This window comes from Stenotrophomonas sp. 109824_Sma, from assembly GCF_056480025.1.
The window spans coordinates 2,575,831-2,595,599 of record NZ_CM151078.1 but is presented as its reverse complement, the minus strand read 5'-3'; the positions used below and the strand labels follow the sequence as shown (position 1 = coordinate 2,595,599).

At 65.2% G+C, this 19,769-nt stretch carries 33 protein-coding genes; 23 read left to right on the top strand and 10 right to left on the bottom strand.

Annotation, left to right across the window (positions count from 1 at the left end):
* Positions 1–3: 3 nt before the first annotated feature.
* The 9 genes from ACZK1G_RS12355 to ACZK1G_RS12315 form a co-directional block, all read right to left on the bottom strand.
* Positions 4–1,530 carry a DUF935 domain-containing protein gene (locus ACZK1G_RS12355; RefSeq protein ID WP_478447520.1) on the bottom strand — a complete coding sequence of 509 codons (1,527 nt, stop codon included), beginning with the start codon at positions 1,528–1,530 and terminating at the stop codon, positions 4–6.
* Entirely contained in the window at positions 1,527–3,263 is a 1,737-nt protein-coding gene (locus ACZK1G_RS12350) for a hypothetical protein (protein WP_478447518.1), read from the bottom strand. The genes ACZK1G_RS12355 and ACZK1G_RS12350 overlap by 4 nt, the downstream gene beginning before the upstream one ends.
* Positions 3,264–3,821 (bottom strand): DUF3486 family protein, encoded by a 558-nt coding sequence (locus ACZK1G_RS12345; protein ID WP_064968339.1) that lies wholly within the window; start codon positions 3,819–3,821, stop codon positions 3,264–3,266. It abuts the gene before it with no gap.
* Between the two features lie 4 nt (positions 3,822–3,825).
* Positions 3,826–4,149, bottom strand: coding sequence for a hypothetical protein (locus ACZK1G_RS12340; protein WP_024957611.1), 324 nt, complete (start codon positions 4,147–4,149; stop codon positions 3,826–3,828).
* Entirely contained in the window at positions 4,146–4,463 is a 318-nt protein-coding gene (locus tag ACZK1G_RS12335) for a hypothetical protein (protein WP_049397725.1), read from the bottom strand. The genes ACZK1G_RS12340 and ACZK1G_RS12335 overlap by 4 nt, the downstream gene beginning before the upstream one ends.
* Complete coding sequence (locus ACZK1G_RS12330; RefSeq protein WP_478447516.1) at positions 4,460–4,966, bottom strand: lysis system spanin subunit; 507 nt, start codon at positions 4,964–4,966, stop codon at positions 4,460–4,462. The genes ACZK1G_RS12335 and ACZK1G_RS12330 overlap by 4 nt, the downstream gene beginning before the upstream one ends.
* Positions 4,966–5,625 (bottom strand): lysozyme, encoded by a 660-nt coding sequence (locus tag ACZK1G_RS12325; RefSeq protein WP_157806634.1) that lies wholly within the window; start codon positions 5,623–5,625, stop codon positions 4,966–4,968. Before ACZK1G_RS12325 ends, ACZK1G_RS12330 begins: the two co-directional genes overlap by 1 nt.
* A gap of 77 nt (positions 5,626–5,702) precedes the next feature.
* Positions 5,703–6,122, bottom strand: coding sequence for a hypothetical protein (locus ACZK1G_RS12320; protein WP_049403063.1), 420 nt, complete (start codon positions 6,120–6,122; stop codon positions 5,703–5,705).
* A 78-nt stretch (positions 6,123–6,200) separates the two neighbouring features.
* Positions 6,201–6,572 carry a helix-turn-helix domain-containing protein gene (locus tag ACZK1G_RS12315; protein ID WP_024957606.1) on the bottom strand — a complete coding sequence of 124 codons (372 nt, stop codon included), beginning with the start codon at positions 6,570–6,572 and terminating at the stop codon, positions 6,201–6,203.
* A 113-nt stretch (positions 6,573–6,685) separates the two neighbouring features.
* Here ACZK1G_RS12315 and ACZK1G_RS12310 point away from each other — a divergent pair, with 113 nt between their 5' ends.
* The 23 genes from ACZK1G_RS12310 (at position 6,686) to ACZK1G_RS12200 (ending at position 18,870) form a co-directional block, all read left to right on the top strand.
* On the top strand, positions 6,686–6,895 hold the full coding sequence (locus ACZK1G_RS12310) for a hypothetical protein (RefSeq protein ID WP_024957605.1): 210 nt from the start codon (positions 6,686–6,688) through the stop codon (positions 6,893–6,895).
* Positions 6,892–7,125, top strand: coding sequence for a hypothetical protein (locus ACZK1G_RS12305; protein WP_024957604.1), 234 nt, complete (start codon positions 6,892–6,894; stop codon positions 7,123–7,125). Before ACZK1G_RS12310 ends, ACZK1G_RS12305 begins: the two co-directional genes overlap by 4 nt.
* The gene (locus ACZK1G_RS12300) at positions 7,122–7,415 is read left to right on the top strand and encodes a helix-turn-helix domain-containing protein (protein WP_008267142.1); all 294 of its coding nucleotides are present in this window, start codon (positions 7,122–7,124) and stop codon (positions 7,413–7,415) included. The genes ACZK1G_RS12305 and ACZK1G_RS12300 overlap by 4 nt, the downstream gene beginning before the upstream one ends.
* 14 nt (positions 7,416–7,429) lie before the next feature.
* Positions 7,430–8,350, top strand: a complete 921-nt coding sequence (locus ACZK1G_RS12295) for a hypothetical protein (protein ID WP_478447514.1) — start codon at positions 7,430–7,432, stop codon at positions 8,348–8,350.
* Between the two features lies 1 nt (position 8,351).
* Positions 8,352–10,154, top strand: a complete 1,803-nt coding sequence (locus ACZK1G_RS12290) for a hypothetical protein (RefSeq protein ID WP_478447512.1) — start codon at positions 8,352–8,354, stop codon at positions 10,152–10,154.
* A complete protein-coding gene (locus ACZK1G_RS12285) occupies positions 10,151–11,326 on the top strand; it encodes an ExeA family protein (RefSeq protein ID WP_478447511.1) in 1,176 nt (391 codons plus the stop codon). The genes ACZK1G_RS12290 and ACZK1G_RS12285 overlap by 4 nt, the downstream gene beginning before the upstream one ends.
* A 1-nt stretch (position 11,327) precedes the next feature.
* Entirely contained in the window at positions 11,328–11,564 is a 237-nt protein-coding gene (locus ACZK1G_RS12280; protein WP_478447510.1) for a hypothetical protein, read from the top strand.
* Complete coding sequence (locus ACZK1G_RS12275) at positions 11,557–11,796, top strand: hypothetical protein (RefSeq protein WP_024957598.1); 240 nt, start codon at positions 11,557–11,559, stop codon at positions 11,794–11,796. Before ACZK1G_RS12280 ends, ACZK1G_RS12275 begins: the two co-directional genes overlap by 8 nt.
* Positions 11,796–12,104 carry a hypothetical protein gene (locus ACZK1G_RS12270; RefSeq protein WP_478447508.1) on the top strand — a complete coding sequence of 103 codons (309 nt, stop codon included), beginning with the start codon at positions 11,796–11,798 and terminating at the stop codon, positions 12,102–12,104. Before ACZK1G_RS12275 ends, ACZK1G_RS12270 begins: the two co-directional genes overlap by 1 nt.
* A 1-nt stretch (position 12,105) precedes the next feature.
* Positions 12,106–12,495 carry a hypothetical protein gene (locus tag ACZK1G_RS12265; protein WP_024957596.1) on the top strand — a complete coding sequence of 130 codons (390 nt, stop codon included), beginning with the start codon at positions 12,106–12,108 and terminating at the stop codon, positions 12,493–12,495.
* Positions 12,485–12,760 (top strand): hypothetical protein, encoded by a 276-nt coding sequence (locus tag ACZK1G_RS12260; RefSeq protein ID WP_197597359.1) that lies wholly within the window; start codon positions 12,485–12,487, stop codon positions 12,758–12,760. The genes ACZK1G_RS12265 and ACZK1G_RS12260 overlap by 11 nt, the downstream gene beginning before the upstream one ends.
* Positions 12,753–12,980, top strand: coding sequence for a hypothetical protein (locus ACZK1G_RS12255; RefSeq protein ID WP_049397735.1), 228 nt, complete (start codon positions 12,753–12,755; stop codon positions 12,978–12,980). The genes ACZK1G_RS12260 and ACZK1G_RS12255 overlap by 8 nt, the downstream gene beginning before the upstream one ends.
* The gene (locus tag ACZK1G_RS12250; RefSeq protein WP_478447505.1) at positions 12,977–13,456 is read left to right on the top strand and encodes a hypothetical protein; all 480 of its coding nucleotides are present in this window, start codon (positions 12,977–12,979) and stop codon (positions 13,454–13,456) included. The genes ACZK1G_RS12255 and ACZK1G_RS12250 overlap by 4 nt, the downstream gene beginning before the upstream one ends.
* Entirely contained in the window at positions 13,456–13,710 is a 255-nt protein-coding gene (locus ACZK1G_RS12245; protein WP_049397737.1) for a hypothetical protein, read from the top strand. The genes ACZK1G_RS12250 and ACZK1G_RS12245 overlap by 1 nt, the downstream gene beginning before the upstream one ends.
* Positions 13,707–14,318: a DUF3164 family protein gene (locus tag ACZK1G_RS12240; RefSeq protein ID WP_049403072.1), complete on the top strand. Its 612-nt coding sequence runs from the start codon at positions 13,707–13,709 to the stop codon at positions 14,316–14,318. Before ACZK1G_RS12245 ends, ACZK1G_RS12240 begins: the two co-directional genes overlap by 4 nt.
* 1 nt (position 14,319) lies before the next feature.
* Complete coding sequence (locus ACZK1G_RS12235) at positions 14,320–15,030, top strand: hypothetical protein (protein WP_478447504.1); 711 nt, start codon at positions 14,320–14,322, stop codon at positions 15,028–15,030.
* Positions 15,027–15,344, top strand: coding sequence for a hypothetical protein (locus ACZK1G_RS12230; protein ID WP_478447503.1), 318 nt, complete (start codon positions 15,027–15,029; stop codon positions 15,342–15,344). Before ACZK1G_RS12235 ends, ACZK1G_RS12230 begins: the two co-directional genes overlap by 4 nt.
* The gene (locus ACZK1G_RS12225; protein WP_049440562.1) at positions 15,331–16,236 is read left to right on the top strand and encodes a recombination-associated protein RdgC; all 906 of its coding nucleotides are present in this window, start codon (positions 15,331–15,333) and stop codon (positions 16,234–16,236) included. Before ACZK1G_RS12230 ends, ACZK1G_RS12225 begins: the two co-directional genes overlap by 14 nt.
* 8 nt (positions 16,237–16,244) lie before the next feature.
* Entirely contained in the window at positions 16,245–16,613 is a 369-nt protein-coding gene (locus tag ACZK1G_RS12220; RefSeq protein WP_049403075.1) for a DUF2528 family protein, read from the top strand.
* Complete coding sequence (locus tag ACZK1G_RS12215) at positions 16,606–17,232, top strand: hypothetical protein (RefSeq protein ID WP_478447502.1); 627 nt, start codon at positions 16,606–16,608, stop codon at positions 17,230–17,232. The genes ACZK1G_RS12220 and ACZK1G_RS12215 overlap by 8 nt, the downstream gene beginning before the upstream one ends.
* A gap of 162 nt (positions 17,233–17,394) precedes the next feature.
* Positions 17,395–17,859 (top strand): phage protein GemA/Gp16 family protein, encoded by a 465-nt coding sequence (locus ACZK1G_RS12210; protein ID WP_478447501.1) that lies wholly within the window; start codon positions 17,395–17,397, stop codon positions 17,857–17,859.
* Positions 17,856–18,212 (top strand): Mor transcription activator family protein, encoded by a 357-nt coding sequence (locus tag ACZK1G_RS12205; protein ID WP_152907779.1) that lies wholly within the window; start codon positions 17,856–17,858, stop codon positions 18,210–18,212. Before ACZK1G_RS12210 ends, ACZK1G_RS12205 begins: the two co-directional genes overlap by 4 nt.
* A 121-nt stretch (positions 18,213–18,333) precedes the next feature.
* Positions 18,334–18,870 carry a carboxymuconolactone decarboxylase family protein gene (locus tag ACZK1G_RS12200; RefSeq protein WP_049444982.1) on the top strand — a complete coding sequence of 179 codons (537 nt, stop codon included), beginning with the start codon at positions 18,334–18,336 and terminating at the stop codon, positions 18,868–18,870.
* A gap of 38 nt (positions 18,871–18,908) precedes the next feature.
* On the opposite strand, the gene fdhD is transcribed toward ACZK1G_RS12200, so the two are convergent.
* A complete protein-coding gene (gene fdhD / locus ACZK1G_RS12195; protein WP_049444984.1) occupies positions 18,909–19,757 on the bottom strand; it encodes a formate dehydrogenase accessory sulfurtransferase FdhD in 849 nt (282 codons plus the stop codon).
* Between the last annotated feature and the right edge of the window lie 12 nt (positions 19,758–19,769).

Genomic DNA, 19,769 nt, shown 5'->3' with positions numbered 1-19,769 from the left:
TGATCAGTCTCCCGCGCCCTGGATGTCGGTACGGCCAGCCAGCGTCGCTGCCGTCATCGCATCGGCCATCACCGAGGCGTAGTCGTCCAGGGTCATATTCGGATGCAGCTCGAACAGCCGGTCGCGCAACTGCTCCAGCGAATCGACCTCATCGACCAGCTGGCGGATCTGCTCGACCCATCCAGCACCAATGGGCGACAGCCGGCGATCGAGCTGCTGGCCCAGCTCGACAGCGGGATCGGGCGTCTTCGGGGTGCCGTCGGCAAAGGCGGCGGGATAGTGCCTGCGCAGCAAGCTGACCACCGCACCGCCGGCGTCGGCGAACTGGGCGCCATCGATCGCCGTCGGTACCGCAGGCGGATCCTGCGGCGCCTGGACAGGCTCGTAGTTGTCGCCGTAGGTCTGATCCATGTAGACCTGCTTGGGCTTGTAGCCCAGGTCAAGGATCTTCTTGTCACGGCTGGCGGTAGCGTCCAGATCCTCCGGCTCTTCCGTGACGCGATAGACCCGAGGAATCGCCGCGCCAGGGAAGTTCCATTCGGTGAGCCAGCGCGCTGGCCCCTTGTTGAAGGACTCGCATACCAGGTCGGCATCGGAGGTAATGATGTCGCGGCGCACTTCGCGCTGCAGCTGGTCGTTGCCCAGCTTGCCGGGCGTGCCCTGGGTGCTGGCGGTCTGGCCCAGCACCACCTTCTGGATGGTGGCATCCATGTAGTCCTGCAGGGCCTTGTAATCGGCCGTGCCGCTCCGTCCGGCCTCCAGCAGTCTCAGCGCCATGCCCTTGGGCATGATGATGCCGCTGTCGGTCTGGATCGCGCGTGTGGCCTGCAGCAGCTTGGCCTTCTCTGGATCGGTAGCATTTTCGTCGTATTCGCCGACGGCGGTGGGCATGCCGAACTTCTCCAGGAAGATCAGCCAGAACTTGAGCCCGTTGCGCTTGAACAGCACCGGCCAGTACAGCCAGTGCGCCAGGCCCAGGCCATAGGGCTCATCGTCGTGGTCGGCACCGGAGCAGAAGTTCCAGAAATAGGGCGCGTGCGCCGGCACGCCCTCGGTCATCTGGGTCTGGGTGAGTAGGCGCAGGTCACCTTCCTTGCCGTAACGGAAGCGCCGACGGTTACGAACCTTGATGTCCTTCAGGCCGATGCGGGTGCCGTCGACCTTGTACAGGATCTCTGCCACGCCATAGCCGTAGAACACGCCGAAGAGCATCTTGCGGGTGACGTTGTCCCAGCCGATGCCGTGCAGCTGCTCCTGCAGATACTCTGCCGCTTGGCGATCGATACGCTTCTCGCCGCCGGGCTCCACCTGCCATTCGCAGGCCACCACCGAGTCCTGGCGAGAGCCGAAGGTGGTCTTCACCTCCGGGTCGGACAGCACTTGTTCGTAGATCTGAAGGTCGTAGCCGCCGCGGTTGCGCAGGACACTGTCAAAGGGCAGTAGCAGTGGCCCGGTGTAACCACGGGTGATGTCGATGCCATCGGCAGTGGTGGCAATCTCGCGGCCGATCTCTGGGCGGGCGGTGGTCATGCAAATCCTCCAAAATCATTGCCGCCGCTGACCGTGCCGAAGGCATCATCGGTCACGACGGTTGCCACGCCGTCTGCTCGGCCGTCGCCGATGTAGGCGCGCGCGCCGGCTGCCTGGAACTCAATGGGCACCGAGGTGACGTGGTTGAGTGCGGCAAACTGCATCAGCACGCCGGCGATCGCGCCGTCGCCGTGGCGCACCAGCTCCGGATCCTGCAGGTCCTTGCGCTCCAGACGCGGCACCATCGGGATACCGTCGACGTACTCCACCGCGCGGTGGTCGTCTTCCAGGGACGCGTCCCTGGGCAGGCTGAGGAAGCCGTCTTCGAACAGCGCGATGTACTTGGGCATCCATTCGCCGTACCAGGGGCGCGACAGGGTGACCTCGTGGATTGGGCCACCGATGTAGCGGCCGGTCTCGGTATCGAGCTCAGCCCGGCCGTAGCGGTCGCCGGTGTACTCCATCAAGGTCTGGCCGGGGCCAGTGGCATCGCCGGCGAATGACCAGCGGCCAGGGAATCCTTCCTTCAGCGCGTCCAGCAGCGCCCACAGGATCTGCTCCTGCTGGCGAGTGGGCGCGTTGGCCATCTCGATCAGGAACGGCACGTCGCGGCGCAGATCCTGACCGACCTTGGCAGGCTTGATGACCGAGAAGTGACGGTGGCGCGCGAAGTCCATGCCGATCGCCCAGCGCCCGGTGAACCCGGCCACCGCAGCACGGAGCACTGGCAGCAGCGTGGTGGCGATCCAGACCGAGCACCAGATCTCGCGCTCCTTCTCAGAGCGCTTGGGGAAGTCATCATCGAAGACCAGGCGCAGCACGGGCCGGGCCTCGGGCATGGCCCGATCGATCCAGACCGAGGGGATGGCTGAGCCATCGCCATCGCGCGGGATGACGTCCAGCTCCTCGCGCATGGCGGCCTTGCGCGGGCCGTAGGCCGAGCGAATCGCGGTGTACCACTCCTTCTTGCCCTCGGCGGTGGCCACCTTGCCACGCATAGCGCAGACCCGCTCGTACAGGCCATTGGACACCGCATCATCGAAGCTGATGCGGATGACCCCGGCCTTCTTGCCGTAGCGGCCGGCCTGGACGTCCTGAACCAGCTGATTGAACGGGTTCTTCTTGCCGCGGTGGGTGGACCACACGCGGATGCGGCCGCCCCAGATCAGCAGGGCGGTGGCCGACTCGAGCACCTTGGCCACGTCCTTGTGCAGCGCCGCTTCGTCCAGGTCGACCACGCCCTGCAGGCCGTGGATGTTCTCCGGGCGCGAGGACAGTGCCGTGATACGGAAACCACTGGCGAAGCGAACCCGGAATGCCTGGATCTGCCGACTGGTGCCGTCGGGCTGCTGGTCCTGGAAGATGTGCTGCTCGATCCGCGAGGCCTGGCCTCGAGCGATGATCGGCGCGAACTTGGCCACGTAGCCAATGAACTCCAGGCCCTTTTCCTTGGTGTCGGCCATATACCACACGTTGTCGCCGCCGGCGTCCTTGGCGGAAGCCGCAGTGATGGTGTCGGCCAAGGCCTGGGCAAAGGTGATGCCGGTACGGCGCCCCTTCTCGCAGACCGCGATATCTAGCCCTTCCTGCATCCGGATCCATTCGGACTGATGGGCCATCAGCACGCCAGCCTTACTGATGTCGAAGTTGGCCGAAATGGCGCGCACGCTCTCGGGCAACTCATCCCAGTCCAGGATGCGCTCGGTATCGGGCAGGGAACCGAGTGCGCTCACTTAGCCGACCCCATGCAGCACTTGGTTCTTCCAGAAATCCACCCCGGCAGCGTCCAGGCCCTGTGCGCGTGCCGCTTCCTCAACCCGGCTGGCAGCGTCGATCAGCGCCTTCTGGCGGATCTCGCCGGCCCATTTCTCGCGCACGATGGAAGAGCGGGTCAGTTCAGCAATGGCCTTAGCCGCCTTGCTGTACAGCGCAATGCGATCGGCTGGGGAAATGCTCTCATCGTCCTGGTCGGCCGCTTCCTGGAACTGCAGCAGTGCTTCGAACAGGTCGGTCTGCAGCAGGCCCAGCAGTGCACTGCCGCGCTCGGCGGCATTATCCGGCGCCTGCTCGGCCACCAGCTTCATGGCCTCGGTGCTGGCACTGATCGAGGCCAGGCGGCGCTTGAGCCGCTTGGCCCGCTCGTTGACGGTGGTCTTGCTGATCTCATAGCCCTGCTCGCCCAGCCATTCGGACAGCGAGATGCTGCCGCCGAAGGCATTGGCGACCAGGCGCCGATCCAGCTCGTCGCGTACCTCGGCCGGCAATAGGTCGATCTTGCTCACGGGAGGCATGGGATCACCAGTACTTCGGTGGGCGCGCGATGCCCGGCCCGCAGTCGATGCTGTACTCGACAATATCCACACCGTGGCGCGTCAGCTCAGCCGACCACGGCCCCGAAGGGGATTTGGTGATGTCGATCAGGCGGCGGGTGTCCAGGTAATCCAGCTCCCTGCGCACTTCCAAAGCGGTGGCATCCGGATACATGTCCTGGGCGGCGCCGGCCAGGACGGCTTCGCCGATCGGATACGGGCGAGAGCGATCCAGCACCAGCAGCATCAGCCAGCGCAGCTGCTCCCGGCGCAACTTACCCAGATCCGGGCCCTGATTTCCGTGACTCACGGCGTGTTCCCCTTGCTTTGCATGTTCGTGATCTTCGAGGCCACTGCATCGAGCTTTGCCTCGATGACGCTCTGCCCGCGGGCATAGTCCTCGCGGCGGACGTATTCCTTCGCAACTTCCAGGCGGAAGTCGGTGAGGTGGCTCTCAACCTCGCGCCAGCGCTTGCTGTCGTTAATCAGGATGGCCAACTGCTGATCAGTGCGTTGCTGCAGTTGGTTGACCAGCCAGCGACCGCCGGCGATCAGGCCGCCGAGCAGGGTGATGCCGATGCCGGCGAACCACACCAGGTAGAGCGGCTGCACTTCAACGATCATGGGTTGGCCTCGACGGAAGGGTGCTGTCCGGTGAGGACACCGATGACGCGCTGGCAGGCCCGGACGTGGTTGTCGGCGTCGCGTCCGACTCGAACAAGATCGCCCGCGACCTCTGCTCGTAGTTGGGCGCTCGCATCACGTTCGACGGCGCCAGAGACGGCTTGGGACAGGCGAGCGGTGTGGCAGGTGGCGAGGTCGTTGCGCAACCTGAGATCGCCAGTACGCACGTCAGCCACAACGGCAGCAGGGACGGACGCGGACGCCTCCCGATGATTTTCATGTTCGTCTCCGATCTGGGCCATCGCCTTGGCCTGGGTGTGCTCGATGCCACGAGCGCTGCGCTCGTCTTCAAGCTGCGATTCAAGCGTGGTCAGACGCTGCTGCGCCGTGGCGTCACGAGCCTGCGCATCCAGGGCATTGCCGCGGTAGAGAAGTGCTGCGGCAATGGCCACCAGCAGGAGCACCAGCAGCAGGGCGACCGTTGCGATCAGGGCGCGAATCATCAGTACCGGCCCTCGCACATCGCGCGCTCGGCCGTGCGGCGGCGCTCCAGGCCCTTGTAGGGCTTGCCACCGGCATTGGCCCAGTTGCTCAACTGGGCACAGGCCAGATCCCAGCGCCCCTGGTTGGCGTAGACGCGGATGCGCGGCTGCTGGCCGTTGCGCAGGGTACACAGGCCGTCCTTGACCCCGGCGCCGCCAGGGCCCACGTTGAAGGTGAAGGACGTCAAGGCAGCCGCCTGATAGTCCGTCATCGGCGCCTTGATGCAGCTCTGTACGGTGTTCCAGGCAACACCAAGGTCCGACTGGAGCAGGCGCTCGCATTCGGCGCGGGTGTAGGTGCGCTGTTCGACGTTTGCCGTATGGCCGTAGCAAACCGTCAGTTTGCCGACTACATCGCGGTAGGGCTGGGCCGAGTAGCCCTCAAAGGGCTGTACCAGCCCGAGCAGCAACGCCAGCATGGTCGCCAGCATTCCACCCGCGATGGGCAGTGCTTTGTTACCGGGTTGCTCTGCTGCCATGCGCCATCTCCAGGGAAAGATGGCCGACGGGCAGACGAGGATGCCCGTCGGCCAGGTGCGCCATGCGCACACCAAACCGATGGGCAGAGTTTCAGTCTTTGACTGATCGTCGTCTTTGAAACTGGTTTCGAGGAACCTCACGCGCGCGCGTGAGAGTGTGGCCTTTCATTGCGATCAACATCACAACGGGCGGACCGTCAGATCTCGATCGCCCCGAGTCAGTCTGGAACAGCTCGTGAATTCACTTGGTTCTGTTGCCTGTGCGCGTGCTCGGCAGCAGGCTGACTGAAAAGCCTCTCGAGATCCTCAGGCGGGAGCTGGATGCCATCCATTTGGAAAATTCTCTGGAATGTTCCATCCGTATTGAAGACCAGGATGACCTGCTTACTGGAGCTGCGCACATTGCCAGTCCAAAGACTGGCTTTCGACTGGATGTATTGCCAGGTGTAGCCAGTAGCGCCGCTTGCCCCAACCGATGATCGCAGTGGCGGCGCTTCCAAGAGGGCGGCCGCCTCGCTCAGCGTTGTTTTTCCGATGACTAGATGCTTGAGATTCTGGTCTTTGAAGTCCTGGCCAATTACCGCCTTTGCACCGAGCAAGACCAACAGAACCGCGAGCGAAAAAACCAGCTTCTTCATGACGCCTCCTTGTCCGATTTGAATTCTGCGCATTGAAAAATGCGCCCTTTAAAGCTCAACAGCAGGTCATCTACGGACTCAGGTCTTTGGCTTACGCAGTCCCCGAGAAGACCCTTCTTGGGTTTCCTTTGCCAGCAGTGCAGTCAGCATGTTCAAGGCCATTACGCGACCGGGATCGGACAGCGCCCAGAACGTATCCACCACGTCATTGAACTGCTCTATCTCAGTGTCCGTCATGCCAGGGCGCGCGATGCTGCGTTGCCCCGTCAGCACGTAAAGCGGATCCACTCCCGCATCAGCAAGCGCAGCCAGCTTGGCGGCAGGAGGGCTGGATGCATCTCTTTGCCAATCAATCACGGTGTTCTTCTTCGCGCCAGCGAGTTCTGCGAACTCAGGCAGCGTGAGGCCCAAGCGTTCCCGCTCGCTCTTCAGACGGGTTCCGATCGTCATACGAAATTCCATGCCATATGTGTTGACAGGCACGGAAATCCGTACCATGATTACTTCCACTGGCAGCGCCCAAAGCAGCCAACCAATGGAACAAGGATCAAAGGATACACGCGATGAGCGAACCCGCCCCCAGCCTGGATCTTCACCTCAAGGTCCGCACCGCCTTCGTTGGCAAGGGCACCAGTCTCCGCGGCTGGTGCATGGAGAACGGCGTCCCGCCGCAGAACGCCCGAGACGTCCTCATCGGACGCTGGAATGGCCCGAAGGGTCAGGCCCTGCGGCGCCGGCTGCTGAAGGCCGCAGGCCTGAGCGCCTCAGCATGAGCACCGCCGGCCGCCCCCTGGACGAAGTCCCGACCCGCGAACTGGAGCTGTTGCTTGCCTCGGCCCGTGACCAGTACGCCACCGCTGTGAACAACTGGCAGTGCGCCGTCGAGTCGGACGAGCCGCTGGCCCACACCCTGCCGCTGGCTGGTGCCGTGGACGCGGCCGATCGCCGCGCCGTTCGCATCCTGAAGGAGCTGGCCCGCCGCCAGCAGGGCGCTGCGGCATGAGCGAGCAAAGCATCTTCGCCCGCCTGCTGTTCGCCTTGGCCGGGCACAGCCGCACCGGCTTGCGCCTGAAACCCATTGCCGACGGCATCGGCGAATCCCCCAGCACCACGCTGCGCAACCTGCAGCGATTGGCCGAGGACGGTCTGGTCGAGCGCTCGCCCTTTGACCAGGACAACTGGCGCCTATCCCCCCGAATTGTCCAGATCGCCTTGGCCCATCAGGCAGAGGTGGCCCGCGAAGAGCGGCAACTGGATGACTTCAAGAACCGCTACAGCCGTAGCCCCAACTGATGACGAGGATCGAAATGGCAGAGAAGCAACCCAACAAGCGCGGCGCCAAGCCGCTCGCCCAGGCCGAGCCGGTAGGCACGGAGCTGGATGCAGGCAAGCTGGCCGATCGCAACCAGGAACTGGTGACGCTGGGCGAGCACCAGAGCGAGGTAGTGGAGCAGTTCGGTGACGGCTTGCCGTGGCACCCGGATCACTATGAGAACGCCATCCGGAGCGAACTGCGCCGCGGCTGCGAAGCCTTCATTCGCGCCGGCCGCTACCTGGTTGTGGCCCGCGAATGCGCAGTTCATGGCGAATGGACTGGGATGCTGCAACGGCTGAGCATTGGGCAGGATCAGGCCTGGCGGATGATGGAGGCAGCGAAGCGGATTTCGGCACTGCCAAATCATGCGCATGCGCATGATTTGATCGTCGCCACCAAAAACCAGAGTCGATTGATCGAACTGCTCTCCTTGCCGGAAGAGCAGTTCGCTGAACTTGCCGAACAGGGCGAGACGGGCGGGCTATCTCTCGATGATATCGAGACGATGTCCCGGAACGAACTGCGCGCCGCCATTCGCGAGGCTCGCGCCGACCTGGACGCAAAGGATCAGCGCATCAACAAGTTGAGCGATGATCTGAACAAGGAGCATGAGAAGACCCTCAAGGCACAGCATCGCTGGAAGAGCGCCACCCCGGACGAACGGCTCGTCACTCTCAAGCAGTCGGTCACCGAAGCTGAGCAGACTGTGCTGGCTGCCATTGGCGGCCAGAGCAATGGCCTTCGCGCGGCGATCCTGGAACTGGCCGACTTCGCCTGCGACAACCACGTCGAGGAAGATGCGGCGCTGTTCCTGGGCGACGTGATCGGCCGCCTCCTCACCTCGGTGCGCATCGCCCGCGACGATGAGGAACTGGCCATCGCGATCCCTGTCACCAACGACGCGGGGATCTGACGTGTCCGAGGTCCTCATCCAGGCTGCGGCCAGCCAGTTGCTGGCGGCGCCGCACGGCAGCAAGGGGCGTATCGCCTCCGCGCTGGCCGAGCAGCTGGGATGCTCGGTCCAGACGGCCTACCGCCACCTGTCGAAGGTGACGGCGGCCCTCAAGCCCCGCAAACGCAGGTCTGATGCGGGCGAACTGTCACTTACCCGTGACGAAGCGGCCTCGATCGCGGCCATCGTGGAGGAAACCCGTCGCCTGACCGGTACCGGCGCGCTGCCGGTCGAGGAGGCCGTGGATGCCTTGCGTGCCAACGGCAGGATCGAGGCAATGCGCGTAGACAAGGCGACGGGCGAGATTGTCCCGCTGAGCACCTCGGCGATCTGTCGCGCCATCCGCCATTACGGTTTCCACCGGGACCAGTTGGCAGCGGCGACACCGGCTGCACGGCTGTCCTCCCCGCATCCCAACCACCTGTGGCAGATCGACGCATCGGTCAGCCGCCAGTTCTACCTGGCCGATGACGGCACGCGGGTGATGGACAAGCGCGAGTTCTATCGCGGCAAGCCCGGCAACTTCACCAAGATCGCAGAACGCCGCCTGTGGCGCTATGCCATCACCGACCACGCCAGCGGTGCGATCGAGCTGTTCTACGTGCTGGGTGCCGAAAGCAGCGCCAACCTGCTGTCGGCCCTGATCCACGCAATGACACGGCGCGAAATCGGCACGATGCACGGTGTTCCCAAGTTGCTGATGATGGATCCCGGCAGTGCCATGACGGCCACCAGCACCAGCAGCTTCCTGGCGGCCTGCGGGATCGAGCCGATCATCAATGAAGTGGGCAATGCACGCGCCAAGGGCCAGGTCGAGAACGCGAACTACCTGATCGAAACCCACTTCGAGGCCCTGCTCAAGCTGCGTGCACCGGTCACCAGTCTGGAGGAAATCAATACCCTGGCACAGCAGTGGGCGCAGGCCTATAACGCCACCCGCACCCACAGCCGCACTGGCTACACGCGTCGTGATGGGTGGTTGCGCATCACCCAGGACCAGCTGCGCCTGGCACCGGCCGTGGAGGTGCTGCGACAGCTGGCCACCAGCGCGCCCAAGGCCTGCACCGTACGCGATTGCATGGTCCGCTTCCGGGCACAGCAGTACGACGTGCGTGGGGTGCCGGGACTGATCAACGGTCAGCGCGTAGACGTAGTGGTCAATGCTCTGGATCCGGAGGGCAGCGTTCGGGTACTGATGCCGGGGACGCAAGACTGCGCGCCTGTGCACTACATCGCACCGCGCATCGGACGTGACGACTGGGGCTTCCTGGACAGCGCTGCCCAGGTTGGCACGGAGTACCGGACCGCTCCGGAGACGCCGGCCGACGCAGCGCGCAAGGAGCTGGATCGGCTGGCCATGCAGGTTCAGACCGATGCGGAGGCCGCTGTGGCACGCAAGGCCAAGCGCGTGGCCTTCGGGGGGCAGGTGGATCCGATGAAGCACCTGCGCGAAGCCAATGTGACGCCGAGCCTGCCGCGCTCGGGCCGCATCGCCCAGGTTGATGCACCGCAGGTACTGGCGGCCCAGCGCATCGAGCCTGCGCCGATCCGCGCCGAGCTGCCGCCGCTGAACCATGTGGAAGCGGCAATGCGCCTGAAGCCACTGGTGGAGGCAGCCGGTTCGACCTGGTCGCCCGACCACTACGCACGCACCGCCCAGCGCTGGCCTGAGGGGCTACCAGTGGATCAGGTCGAATCCTGGGCGCAGGCCTTGGCGTCGCCTGAGCGTGGCGGCCTGCGCCTGGTGGAAGGAGGTGCTGCATGACGCTGCGTCTGAAGCGCCTGCTCACCGATGCAGGTATCAAGCAGGGCGTGCTGGCCACAGCCGCCGGCCTGAGTCGACCGGCCCTCAATGCCCTGATCAATCACGGCCAGCTGCCCACCAGCTGCGATCCGGCAGCGGTGCGCGCTGCCATCAGTTCCTGTCTGACCCAGCACGGCGTGACCGACGCCCACTGGCATGAAAAGGAGGGGCCGACGTGCTCCAACACGCCGGCCCCGGTTTCCCCAACGCAAGACACCGATAACGACAACGACATTCACGACGAGGAAGATCCCATGCTACTGCGTTTTCAGGCATTGACCCCACAGGCCAAGCGCCACTTCGGCCTGACCACCAATCCTTTCGCCGATCCAGCCAGCGCCGAAGACGTGTTCCTCTCTCCGGATATCCGCTATGTCCGCGAGAGCATGTACCAGGTTGCCCGCCACGGCGGCTTCGCTGCGGTGATCGGCGAGAGCGGTGCCGGCAAGAGCACGCTGTGCGAAGACCTGGTCGATCGCATCCAGCGCGAGGAACAGGCCGTCATTGTGATCAAGCCCTACGTGCTGGCCAGCGAAGGCAACGATGCGGTGGGCAAGACCCTGCGCAGCCACCACATCGCCGAGGCGATCATGGCCACCGTCGCGCCACTGGCCAAGCCGAAGAGCAGTCCCGAGGCCCGCTTCCGCCAGTTGCACGAATCGATGCGTGACAGCGCCCGCGCAGGTCACAGCCACGTCCTGGTGATCGAGGAGGCCCACAGCCTGCCGATGCCAACCCTGAATCACCTCAAGCGCTTCCGCGAGCTGAAGGACGGCCTGCGCCCGCTGCTGTCGGTGATCCTGATCGGCCAGCCGGAGCTGGCCGTGAAGCTCTCCGAGCACAACCCGGCAGTACGCGAAGTAGTACAGCGCATCGAGATCATCACACTGCCGCCGCTGGACAACGAGCTGGGTGCCTACCTGGCGCATCGCTTCAAGCGCGCCCAGGTGCCGCTGGACAAGGTGGTGGAACAGAGCGCCATCGACGCGCTGCGCACCAAGCTGGTTCCCTCGCGCGGTGCGGGCTCGCTGCTCTATCCGCTGGCCGTCCAGAACGCGCTCACCGCCGCGATGAACCGCGCCGCTGACCTGGGCGTGCCGACCGTCACCGCCGACGTCGTGCGGGGGGTGTGAGATGGCCATTCGAACTGAAGGCTGGCCGGCGGTAGAAGCAATGGTGAGGGCGCCGCAGGGCGACGTGTGGCCGTTCGCCACCCAAGCCATCCTGATTCCCTTCGAAATGCAGGACAAGCCTGAGCCGATCAACGTGGACATCCTGCAGGTAGTGATCGTGCCGCGCGCCAACTGGGAGCGCATCACCGCGCATGTTCCGGCCGATGTACTGCGGCGTGAAGGGGTGGCTCATGGCTGATTTCAACACCTCTGGGTCGCAGTACCTGCGCAGCTTCGCTTTCTACTTGATGCGCGATGCCGAACTGCCCGACCGGCAGGTAACGGTGATGCACCGCGATCTGTTCCGCCGTGCCGGCATCGAGTGGCGCGACGGCCAGAGCATGGCCTCGCTGCTGGACAACCTCAACCTGCAGCAGCTGCGAGCGCTGGTCGACCAGCTGCGCGACGGCGATGACGACGAGGAGGAATGATGGCCGTTCCGACCCTCCAGCGTTGCCTTGGCCAGGTGCACAACCGCAAGCGCCACAGCGCCCGGCATCCCCAGCGAAAGAAGTCCATCGGGATGCTGGTGCAGGACTGCCACATGTTCCCCACAGCGTCGCGAGTGGGGGCTATCCAGGTACAGGACCCTGACTCCAGGCGTGAGTACCTGATCGAAGTGTGGATCCACACCGGCGTGCTGGTGATCTCGCAGAGCACCAACAAGCGCTGGCTGCTGGAACTGGACGAGATCCTGGACCTGGCGATCGCCGCCGGCATTGATCGGGGGGCCATCTGATATGCAACTGGCCCTGCTACCGCAAGAGCTGTCCCCACAGACGGTGCTTTTGCAGCTGCAGGGCCGTCGCGGCGCTGTCAACGGCATCACCGCCCGCGACCTGGTGCAGCAGATCACCTCACGTACCAGCACCGCCGACGAGCGCCGCCTGCGCCAGATCATCGAGCAGCTGCGGCGCGAGGGGCACCCGATCTGCGCCCACCCGGCTCACGGTTACCACCTTGCCGCCAGTGCGGCCGAACTGGACCGCGCCTGCACCTTCCTGGTCGGGCGCGCCATGACCTCCCTGGAGCAGGTCAGCGCGATGAAGCGCGTTGCGCTCCCGGATCTGTACGGACAACTCGGGCTGGACAAGCCCGCTACCGACGAGGAATCCAACCATGAACCATGAACGTAACTCCGATGTGCTGTATGCCGCCGCGAACACTGCCCGCGAGCTTGAGAACAGCGGCATCGAGATCTTGGGCCTGCACAGCAATGGCCGTCGCGCGGTGCTGATTCTGGACCGCCCTCCCACGATGGTGGGTGGCCACCTCAAGCGCCGCCAGCCCAACGGCAGCGGCGGGCAGGACCGCGTGATGGCCGCCGAGTACCAGGGCGTGCAGCTGGAGTGGACCCAGCGTCGTCCGATGCTGCAGGAGGTGGCTCATGGCTGAGCGCGGCCAGTTCCTGGTGGTCCCTGCTGAGTGGGTGGGTGGCGACACCTTCACCGACTCGGCCAAGGCGATCGAAGACGCCCAGGCCCGCAGCAAGGTCGACGGCAAGCACCGCGCGGTGGTTTGCGTGGTCGCTCGCACCACGCCCAGCCCTGCACCGGTCATCGTGCTGACGCGTACGGAAGCCGGCATCACCCAACCGCAGGTTGTTCAGCCATGAGCGCCATCCCCAGCGTCGCAATGCAGCACGCTATCGCCCTGTCACTGGGCGCCAGCGTGGTCCGTTCTGCGGATCTGATCGACCGGGTGATGGAGCATGGCTTCCACTACCGCGGCTATGTGTCCAACGCGGTCGCCAAGGCGGTGCGATGCGGAATGATCCTGCGCGTCGGCGAAGGGCCGGCCCGCAACTACCGCCTCAACCCCGACTGGAAGATCGACCAGGCGGCGTTGGCGGCCGCGCAGGCGCAGCGTGTGCGTGGTACCCGGCCGGGTATGACTGGGGCGCAGAAGGCCCGATCTGCTGCTGGCGGTTACGAAGGTCCCGCCTTCGACAAAGGCCCGCTGACGCCCTCCATCGGCACCGTGTGTCAGTCCCAAGAGGATCTGGAAGGCGAGCTGCCGCCTTACCTCGGTGGTCGCCTGGTCGATTCGCTGCATAACCACTTCGATCGCATCTTCGGCGGGGTGGAGTGATGGCACGTACCGGCCGCCAGCGCTACGACCACCTGCGCGCGATGCGCTTTGCGCTGTGGGCGCGTACGCAGAACCCGCGCCAGCTCACACCACAGCGCATTTCCGGCCTGCTCGGGATCTCGCTGGATGCCGCCCGCCGTTGGCGCGCCGACTGGTTCACCGCCACCAGCCCTATCCATGTCGAAGGCGTCCCCGATGTCCTTCGGCCCACTCAACCGTTTGTCACCCCCGCCGCCCAAGGAGGCGCCCAATGACCCCATCCATTCCTGAAGGCTACCGCGAGGACCGTAACGGTCGGCTGGTGCCCGAGGCACAGATCAAGCCGATCGATCTGGCGCGTGACCAGCTGGTGCAGGAGAAGATCCAGCGCGCCCTGGAGCTGCGCGAAGCCCTGCGCACCTTCAAAGCGGACACGTTCGCCGATATCGGCGCGTTCGTGCAGCTCAGCGGCGAGCAGTACGGCGCCAAGATCGGCGGCGACAAGGGCAACGTCAGCCTGTATTCCTACGATGGCCGCTTCAAGATCCTGCGCGCCTGCCAGGACACCATCCAGTTCGATGAGCGCCTGCAGGCCGCCAAGGCACTGATCGATGAGTGCCTCAACGACTGGACCGAAGGCTCACGCGCCGAGCTGCGCACCCTGGTCAACAGCGCCTTCAAGGTGGGCCAGGACGGCAGCATCAAGACGGCAGAGGTGCTGTCACTGCGCCGGCTGCAGTTCGATGACGCCCGCTGGCAGCGGGCAATGACCGCGATCAGTGATGCGGTGACGGTGGTGGGCAGCAAGACCTACGTGCGCTTCTACGAGCGCGATGCACGGGGTCAGTACCAGCCGATTTCCCTCGATGTGGCAGGAGTCTGACATGCCGAAGATCCGAGATACCTGCACCTTCCGCTTCGACGGCGTTCGCGGTGCACTCAATGCCAGCACCTTGGCTCTGGCGGTGGAGATCGCTGACCGAGCAGCGCGGGCCGACGTCGAGATCCACGCTCTGGCCGTCGAGCTGGACGGGTTGCGCTTTTTCGACGCCACCTGCGGCAACGTCCAAGGCGAAGACGCGACCGCTGCTCGCTATGCTGTCCGTCAGGCAGTGCGGTACATCGAGGCGCGCGGAGACGCATTGCCCTGGCGCCTGAAGCGTCACATCTCCCAGCCGGCGCTGCTGCACTTCGAAGACCGTACCGACGTTGAGGTGGCCACCTCCGGCCCGCGCCTCTCGTGCGCCAACTGTGACATGCCCACCGGCTCGGCGGAATCGCCGATGTGCGGCCCCTGCGCCCAGCAGGCGGTGGGTGCGATGGCGTCGACCACCGCTGACGCGATCCGGCGTATGGACGGGCTCGACTTCATCTGTGGCCTGCGCGACCCGCAGACAAAGCAGAACGTCGCGGTGGCCATTGCGCGCCAGGTTGGGCATGGCATGGCCGAGAAGTGCGAAGCCCAAGCACAGGCTGCGCTGGACGCCATTCTCGCGCTTCTGCTCCATCCGCCGATGCTGGTCTGGGAGGGTACTTGCCCGCCCGGCCTCATCGATCTCATCAAGAATGGCGCGGCGAAGGAGGTGCAATCGTGATCGCGTACTGCTGGGCCAATGGTCAGATCGGGTTCGGCAACAACGTGCCCGACGGTGCGATTTTTATCGCCGAAGGGAGTGATGCACAGCTGCACAAGGTAATCAGCGTCGTAGCCAGGCACGGGAAGGGAGTGATGCAGGGGATGCTGCTTGTACCGGGTGTGCCAGAGGCGCAGACGCAGCGGGCAAAGGGTGACGCGCTTGGGGCTTGGCTTGCGTGGTGTTCCCAGCATCCGCGTCGACTGCGCTGGGGCGCACTGCGCGCCAGCAACCGCAACTCCGACTCAAAGGAGAACCGCCATGTTCATGCGTAACCTGGTGCTGTTCCGCTTTCCGACCAGCACCGACTTCTCCGAAGTCGAATCCGTGCTGCCGTATGGCGTTCTGAAGCCGGTCGGTCCGCTGGAAATGAACTCGCGCGGCTTCATTTCCCCCTTCGGTCGCGAGGAGCAGGAGCACCTGTCGTGCCGGCAGGGCAACTTCCTCTGGCTGACGGTGGGTGGCGAGGACAAGATTCTGCCCGGAGCGGTGGTCAACCGTGCGCTGGAGAGCCGTCTTCAGGTCATGGAGCAGGAACAGGGGCGCCGACCCGGTGGCCGCGAGCGCAAGCGCATGAAGGACGACATCCTGCACGAGCTGCTGCCCAAGGCCTTCGTCAAGAACACTCGCCACGACGCGATCCTGGACCTCACCCACGGCTATGTGGCCGTGGATACCTCCAGCCGCAAGGTGGGCGAGGCCTTCGTGTCCGATATCCGTGGCCTGCTGGGCAGCTTCCCGGCAATCCCGCTGAATGCCCAGGTCGCGCCGCGCTCGATCCTGACCGGCTGGATCGCTGGCGAGCCGCTGCCGGACGGGCTATCCCTTGGAGAGTCCGCCGAGCTGCGCGATCCGGTCGAGGGTGGCGCCAAGGTGCGCTGCAGCGACCAGGAACTGCGCAGCGACGAGATCGACAAGCACCTGGATGCCGGCAAGCAGGTCACCAAGTTGGCCCTGGTGCTGGAGGACGCGCTGTCCTTCGAGCTGGGCGATGACCTGGTGGTGCGAAAGCTGAAGTTCCTGGACGGTGCGCTCTCGCAGTTGGAGCAAGCCGACGCCGATAGCCATCGCGCCGAGTTCGATGCCCGCTTCGCCCTCCAGAGCGGTGAGATTCGCTACCTGTTCGTGCTGCTGGAACAGGCCTTCCACCTTTCAACGAACCCGTGAGGCCCGGCATGACCATCAAGCGCTACAAGATTGAACGTGACTGGGGCGAAGGCCAGGTACAGCTTGAGATCGACCACAGCATCCTGACGCCGAAGCTGGCGACGGAAATCAACAAGTTCTGGACCGGTGCCGATGAGCGCCTTGGAGAAGCCGACGGCGACGCGGTACTGGCCGTCATCAAGATGGCGGGTGCCGAGTTCATGGGGTGGGTGCTGGACGTGAACTCCAGCTACTCGACCGAGGGTATGCAGCGTGAGTTCGATCAGCTGGAGGGCTGGCCGTCGCCCCACGGCATCCGCTTGGTCGATTGGGACGACCGGCCCGATCTCGATTCCTGCCTCATGCAGGTCGAGGAAGTGGAGGTGTCTCATGGATGAGACCGTGTACGACGCGGCATGGCGGGCCTACAAGGCAGCACCGCGAGCCGTAGCCAATGGCCCCTCCCGTTCTGCAGTGAGGGCCGCAGTGGATGCCGCCCTTGCCGTATGCCAGCCGGCACGGATGGTTGTGCCGTACGAGCGGGCGCTGGACCTCATCGAAGACGCTTACAACTCAGGCGGGCGCCGTAGTGGCTACAACCAGCAGGCAATGGATCTGCAAGACGCCATCCTGGGAGCCACGCCGGCCCAAGGCTGGGTGGTCGCCGACGGGCAAGGCAGCCGCTGGCGGAAGTGGGGCGACTTCGGGCCCGAGTGGACTACCGACAGGGACACAGCGCTGCACTTCGCGCGTCGAACCGACGCCGAGGCCTTCACCAAGGAGGATGAAGACGCATGGCTGATTCAGCCGGTCGTTATGCCGACCAAGGCCTTGGAGCGGCATCACTGTGTGCCGCCGATGTGGTTGAGCGAGCAGATTGGTGGCCCGCTTGATGACCTGACACCAGGTCAGGCATGGCGCGACGGGTTCAACGAATGCCGTAGGCGTTCGCTGCTGCTGATCGAGCAGGAACTGACCGAAGCTGGCCGCGAGGAAGGGGCCGTTGATGCGCCGTGATCCGCTGACGAAGAAGTCCCAGGTAGCCGCCGTCCTGAAGGACGGTGGCCGTGTCGTGCCTGGTGCGCGCGAAGGGCTGCTGCGGCTCTTGGATCATGCCGGTCAGGAAGCGCCAGCATGGCAGACCGCCCTCCGGGCCGCTCAGGGCGCAAGGAGCAAGGCATGACGCGCGTTCGCAAGGCCGGCGACGGCCGTAACCGGGTGCTGGCCGCGATCCACGCCGGCGCCAAGAAGCTCGGCCTCTCCGAGGACGTCTACCGTGACCTAGTTGAGCGCGTCTCCAAGGAGCACGGGGTCGCCCAGCGAAGCGCCGGCAAATGCGATCGCCGGCAACTCGATGCGATCGCCAACGAGCTGCGTCGCCTGGGTGGAATTCCCGCCAAGGCGGCGTACGCAGCCAAACGTTGGGCAGGCCGCCCCAAGGGCGACCTATCCCCTCAGCTGTCCAAGATCGAAGCCCTGCTGGCTGATTCGGGGCGCGAGTGGGAATATGCCCATTCGGTGGCCCGCCACATGTTCAAGGTAGGACGCCTGGAATGGTGCAACCCGGATCAGTTGTCCAAAGTGATTGCCGCTCTTCAGATCGATGCCAATCGCCGCGCCCGGCGGGAGGCCCCTTCGGCATGAAGTCGATGGAGGCCCGCCGCAACGAGCTCTTGGCCAATGCCGCTTCGGCGGCGGCTACGGCTGCGCGTGCGCTCGGCCTCGGCGACGACTTCGCAGAGCAGATCGGCGCGGCGGTGGCGGACACCTTGGCCGAAGACTGGGGCGGCCAGACCATCTACTTTCCCCAGGACGCCTCATTCAAGCTCAGCCCACGCGAGCGTGAGATACTGGACGCCCACCGCAATGGGGCTACAGTTCCGGGCTTGGCGAAGCGATACAGAATGTCTGAGCAAGGGATCCGCAAGCTGCTCGCCAGGGCGAACTTCCGGGATCGTAACCTCAATCAGATGAGTCTGTTCCGCACAGCACCCTGATTGCACCAGGCGCAATGGCTTTCCATCTCGATCCGCCATTGCCAGCTTTCTTCCGGGGTCTTCCGGCTAGATATCTCGCAGCCCCCCCTGATATATCTCACCCCTGAACAGGAGATCCACCATGTCCCGTGTCCCCCTGATCGATGCCGCCAACACCACCGCCGACCGCCAGGCCCTGCTGGGCCAGGTCCACGCCGCGTTCGGCGCCACCCCGGCCATGTTCCGCGCCGTGGCCAACTCGCCGGCCGCCCTGCAGAGCATGTGGGGTTCGTTCGGCGCGCTGGGCGGCGGTCGCCTGTCGCCGCTGCTGGGCGAGCAGATTGCGGTCGCCATCGCCAACCGCAATGCCTGCGAGTACTGCCTCGCGGCGCACACGGCATTGGGCCGCAAGGCCGGCGCCAGCAGCGAGCAGATGGCCGCCGCGCAGATCGGCCAGTCCAGCGATCCGGCCACGTCGGCGGCGCTCGACTTTGCGCTGAAGGTGGTCGAGGAGCGTGCGCAGATCGCCGACGGCGACGTGCAGGCGCTGCGTGCGGCGGGCTTCGATGATGAGCAGATCGTGGAGATCCTCGCGCATGTGGCGCTCAACCTGTTCACCAACTACGTCAACGTCGCGTTCGACGTTCCGGTGGACTTCCCGAAGGTGGCCCTGCGCTGAGGTGTATCAGGCCGGGGGCGCCTTGCTCCCGGCCGTTCTCAGCTGTCGTGGCTGTCGTCCGGCCGAAGCCGTTCGGGATGGGTATACACATTGAACCCGCTCTCCCGCGCGAACCCGACCAGGCACAGGCCGGCGCTGCGGGCCAGGTCGATCGCCAGCGCGGTCGGCGCCGACACCGCAGCCAGCACGCTGGCGCCGGCGCGCACCGCCTTGCTGACCATTTCGTAGCTGGCGCGGCTGGAGATCACCAGCAGGCCGCCGTCGATGGCGTGCTCGTTGTGATGCAGTGCGCCGATCAGCTTGTCCAGCGCATTGTGGCGACCGACGTCCTCGCGCACCCAGCCGATCCGGCCGCTGGCATCGGCCCAGGCCGCGGCATGGGTCGAACCGCTCACCGCATTCATCGGCTGGTGCTGCGCCAAGGTGGCCAACGCCCGCTGCAGGGCGGCGGGCGGGTAACTGCGGCGCTCGCGGATCTGCGGCAGCGGGCGCAGCACTTCTTCCAGCTGGCGCGTACCACACAGGCCACAGCCACCACGACCGGGCAGCAGGCGCCCATTGGCCGGGTCCAGGTCGGCGCCGGGCGCCTCGTCGGCCACGGTCATCTGTAGTTCGATGCCTTCCAGCTGCGGGCGGACGTCGATCGACAGCAGCTGTGCCGGGGTGTCGATCAGCCCTTCGCTGAGCGAAAACCCGAGTGCGAAATCTTCCAGGTCACACGGGGTGGCCATCATCACCGCGAAGGCAGCGCCGTTGTAGCGCAGCGCCACCGGCACCTCTTCGGCCACCACGTCGACCTGCTGCTGGTGCCCCTCGTTGCGCCAGCGCTGCAACGGGCGTTGCGCGGTGCCGGCAGGCGGGGTATGCGGCGGGATCGAATCAGGCATGCAACGCGTCCG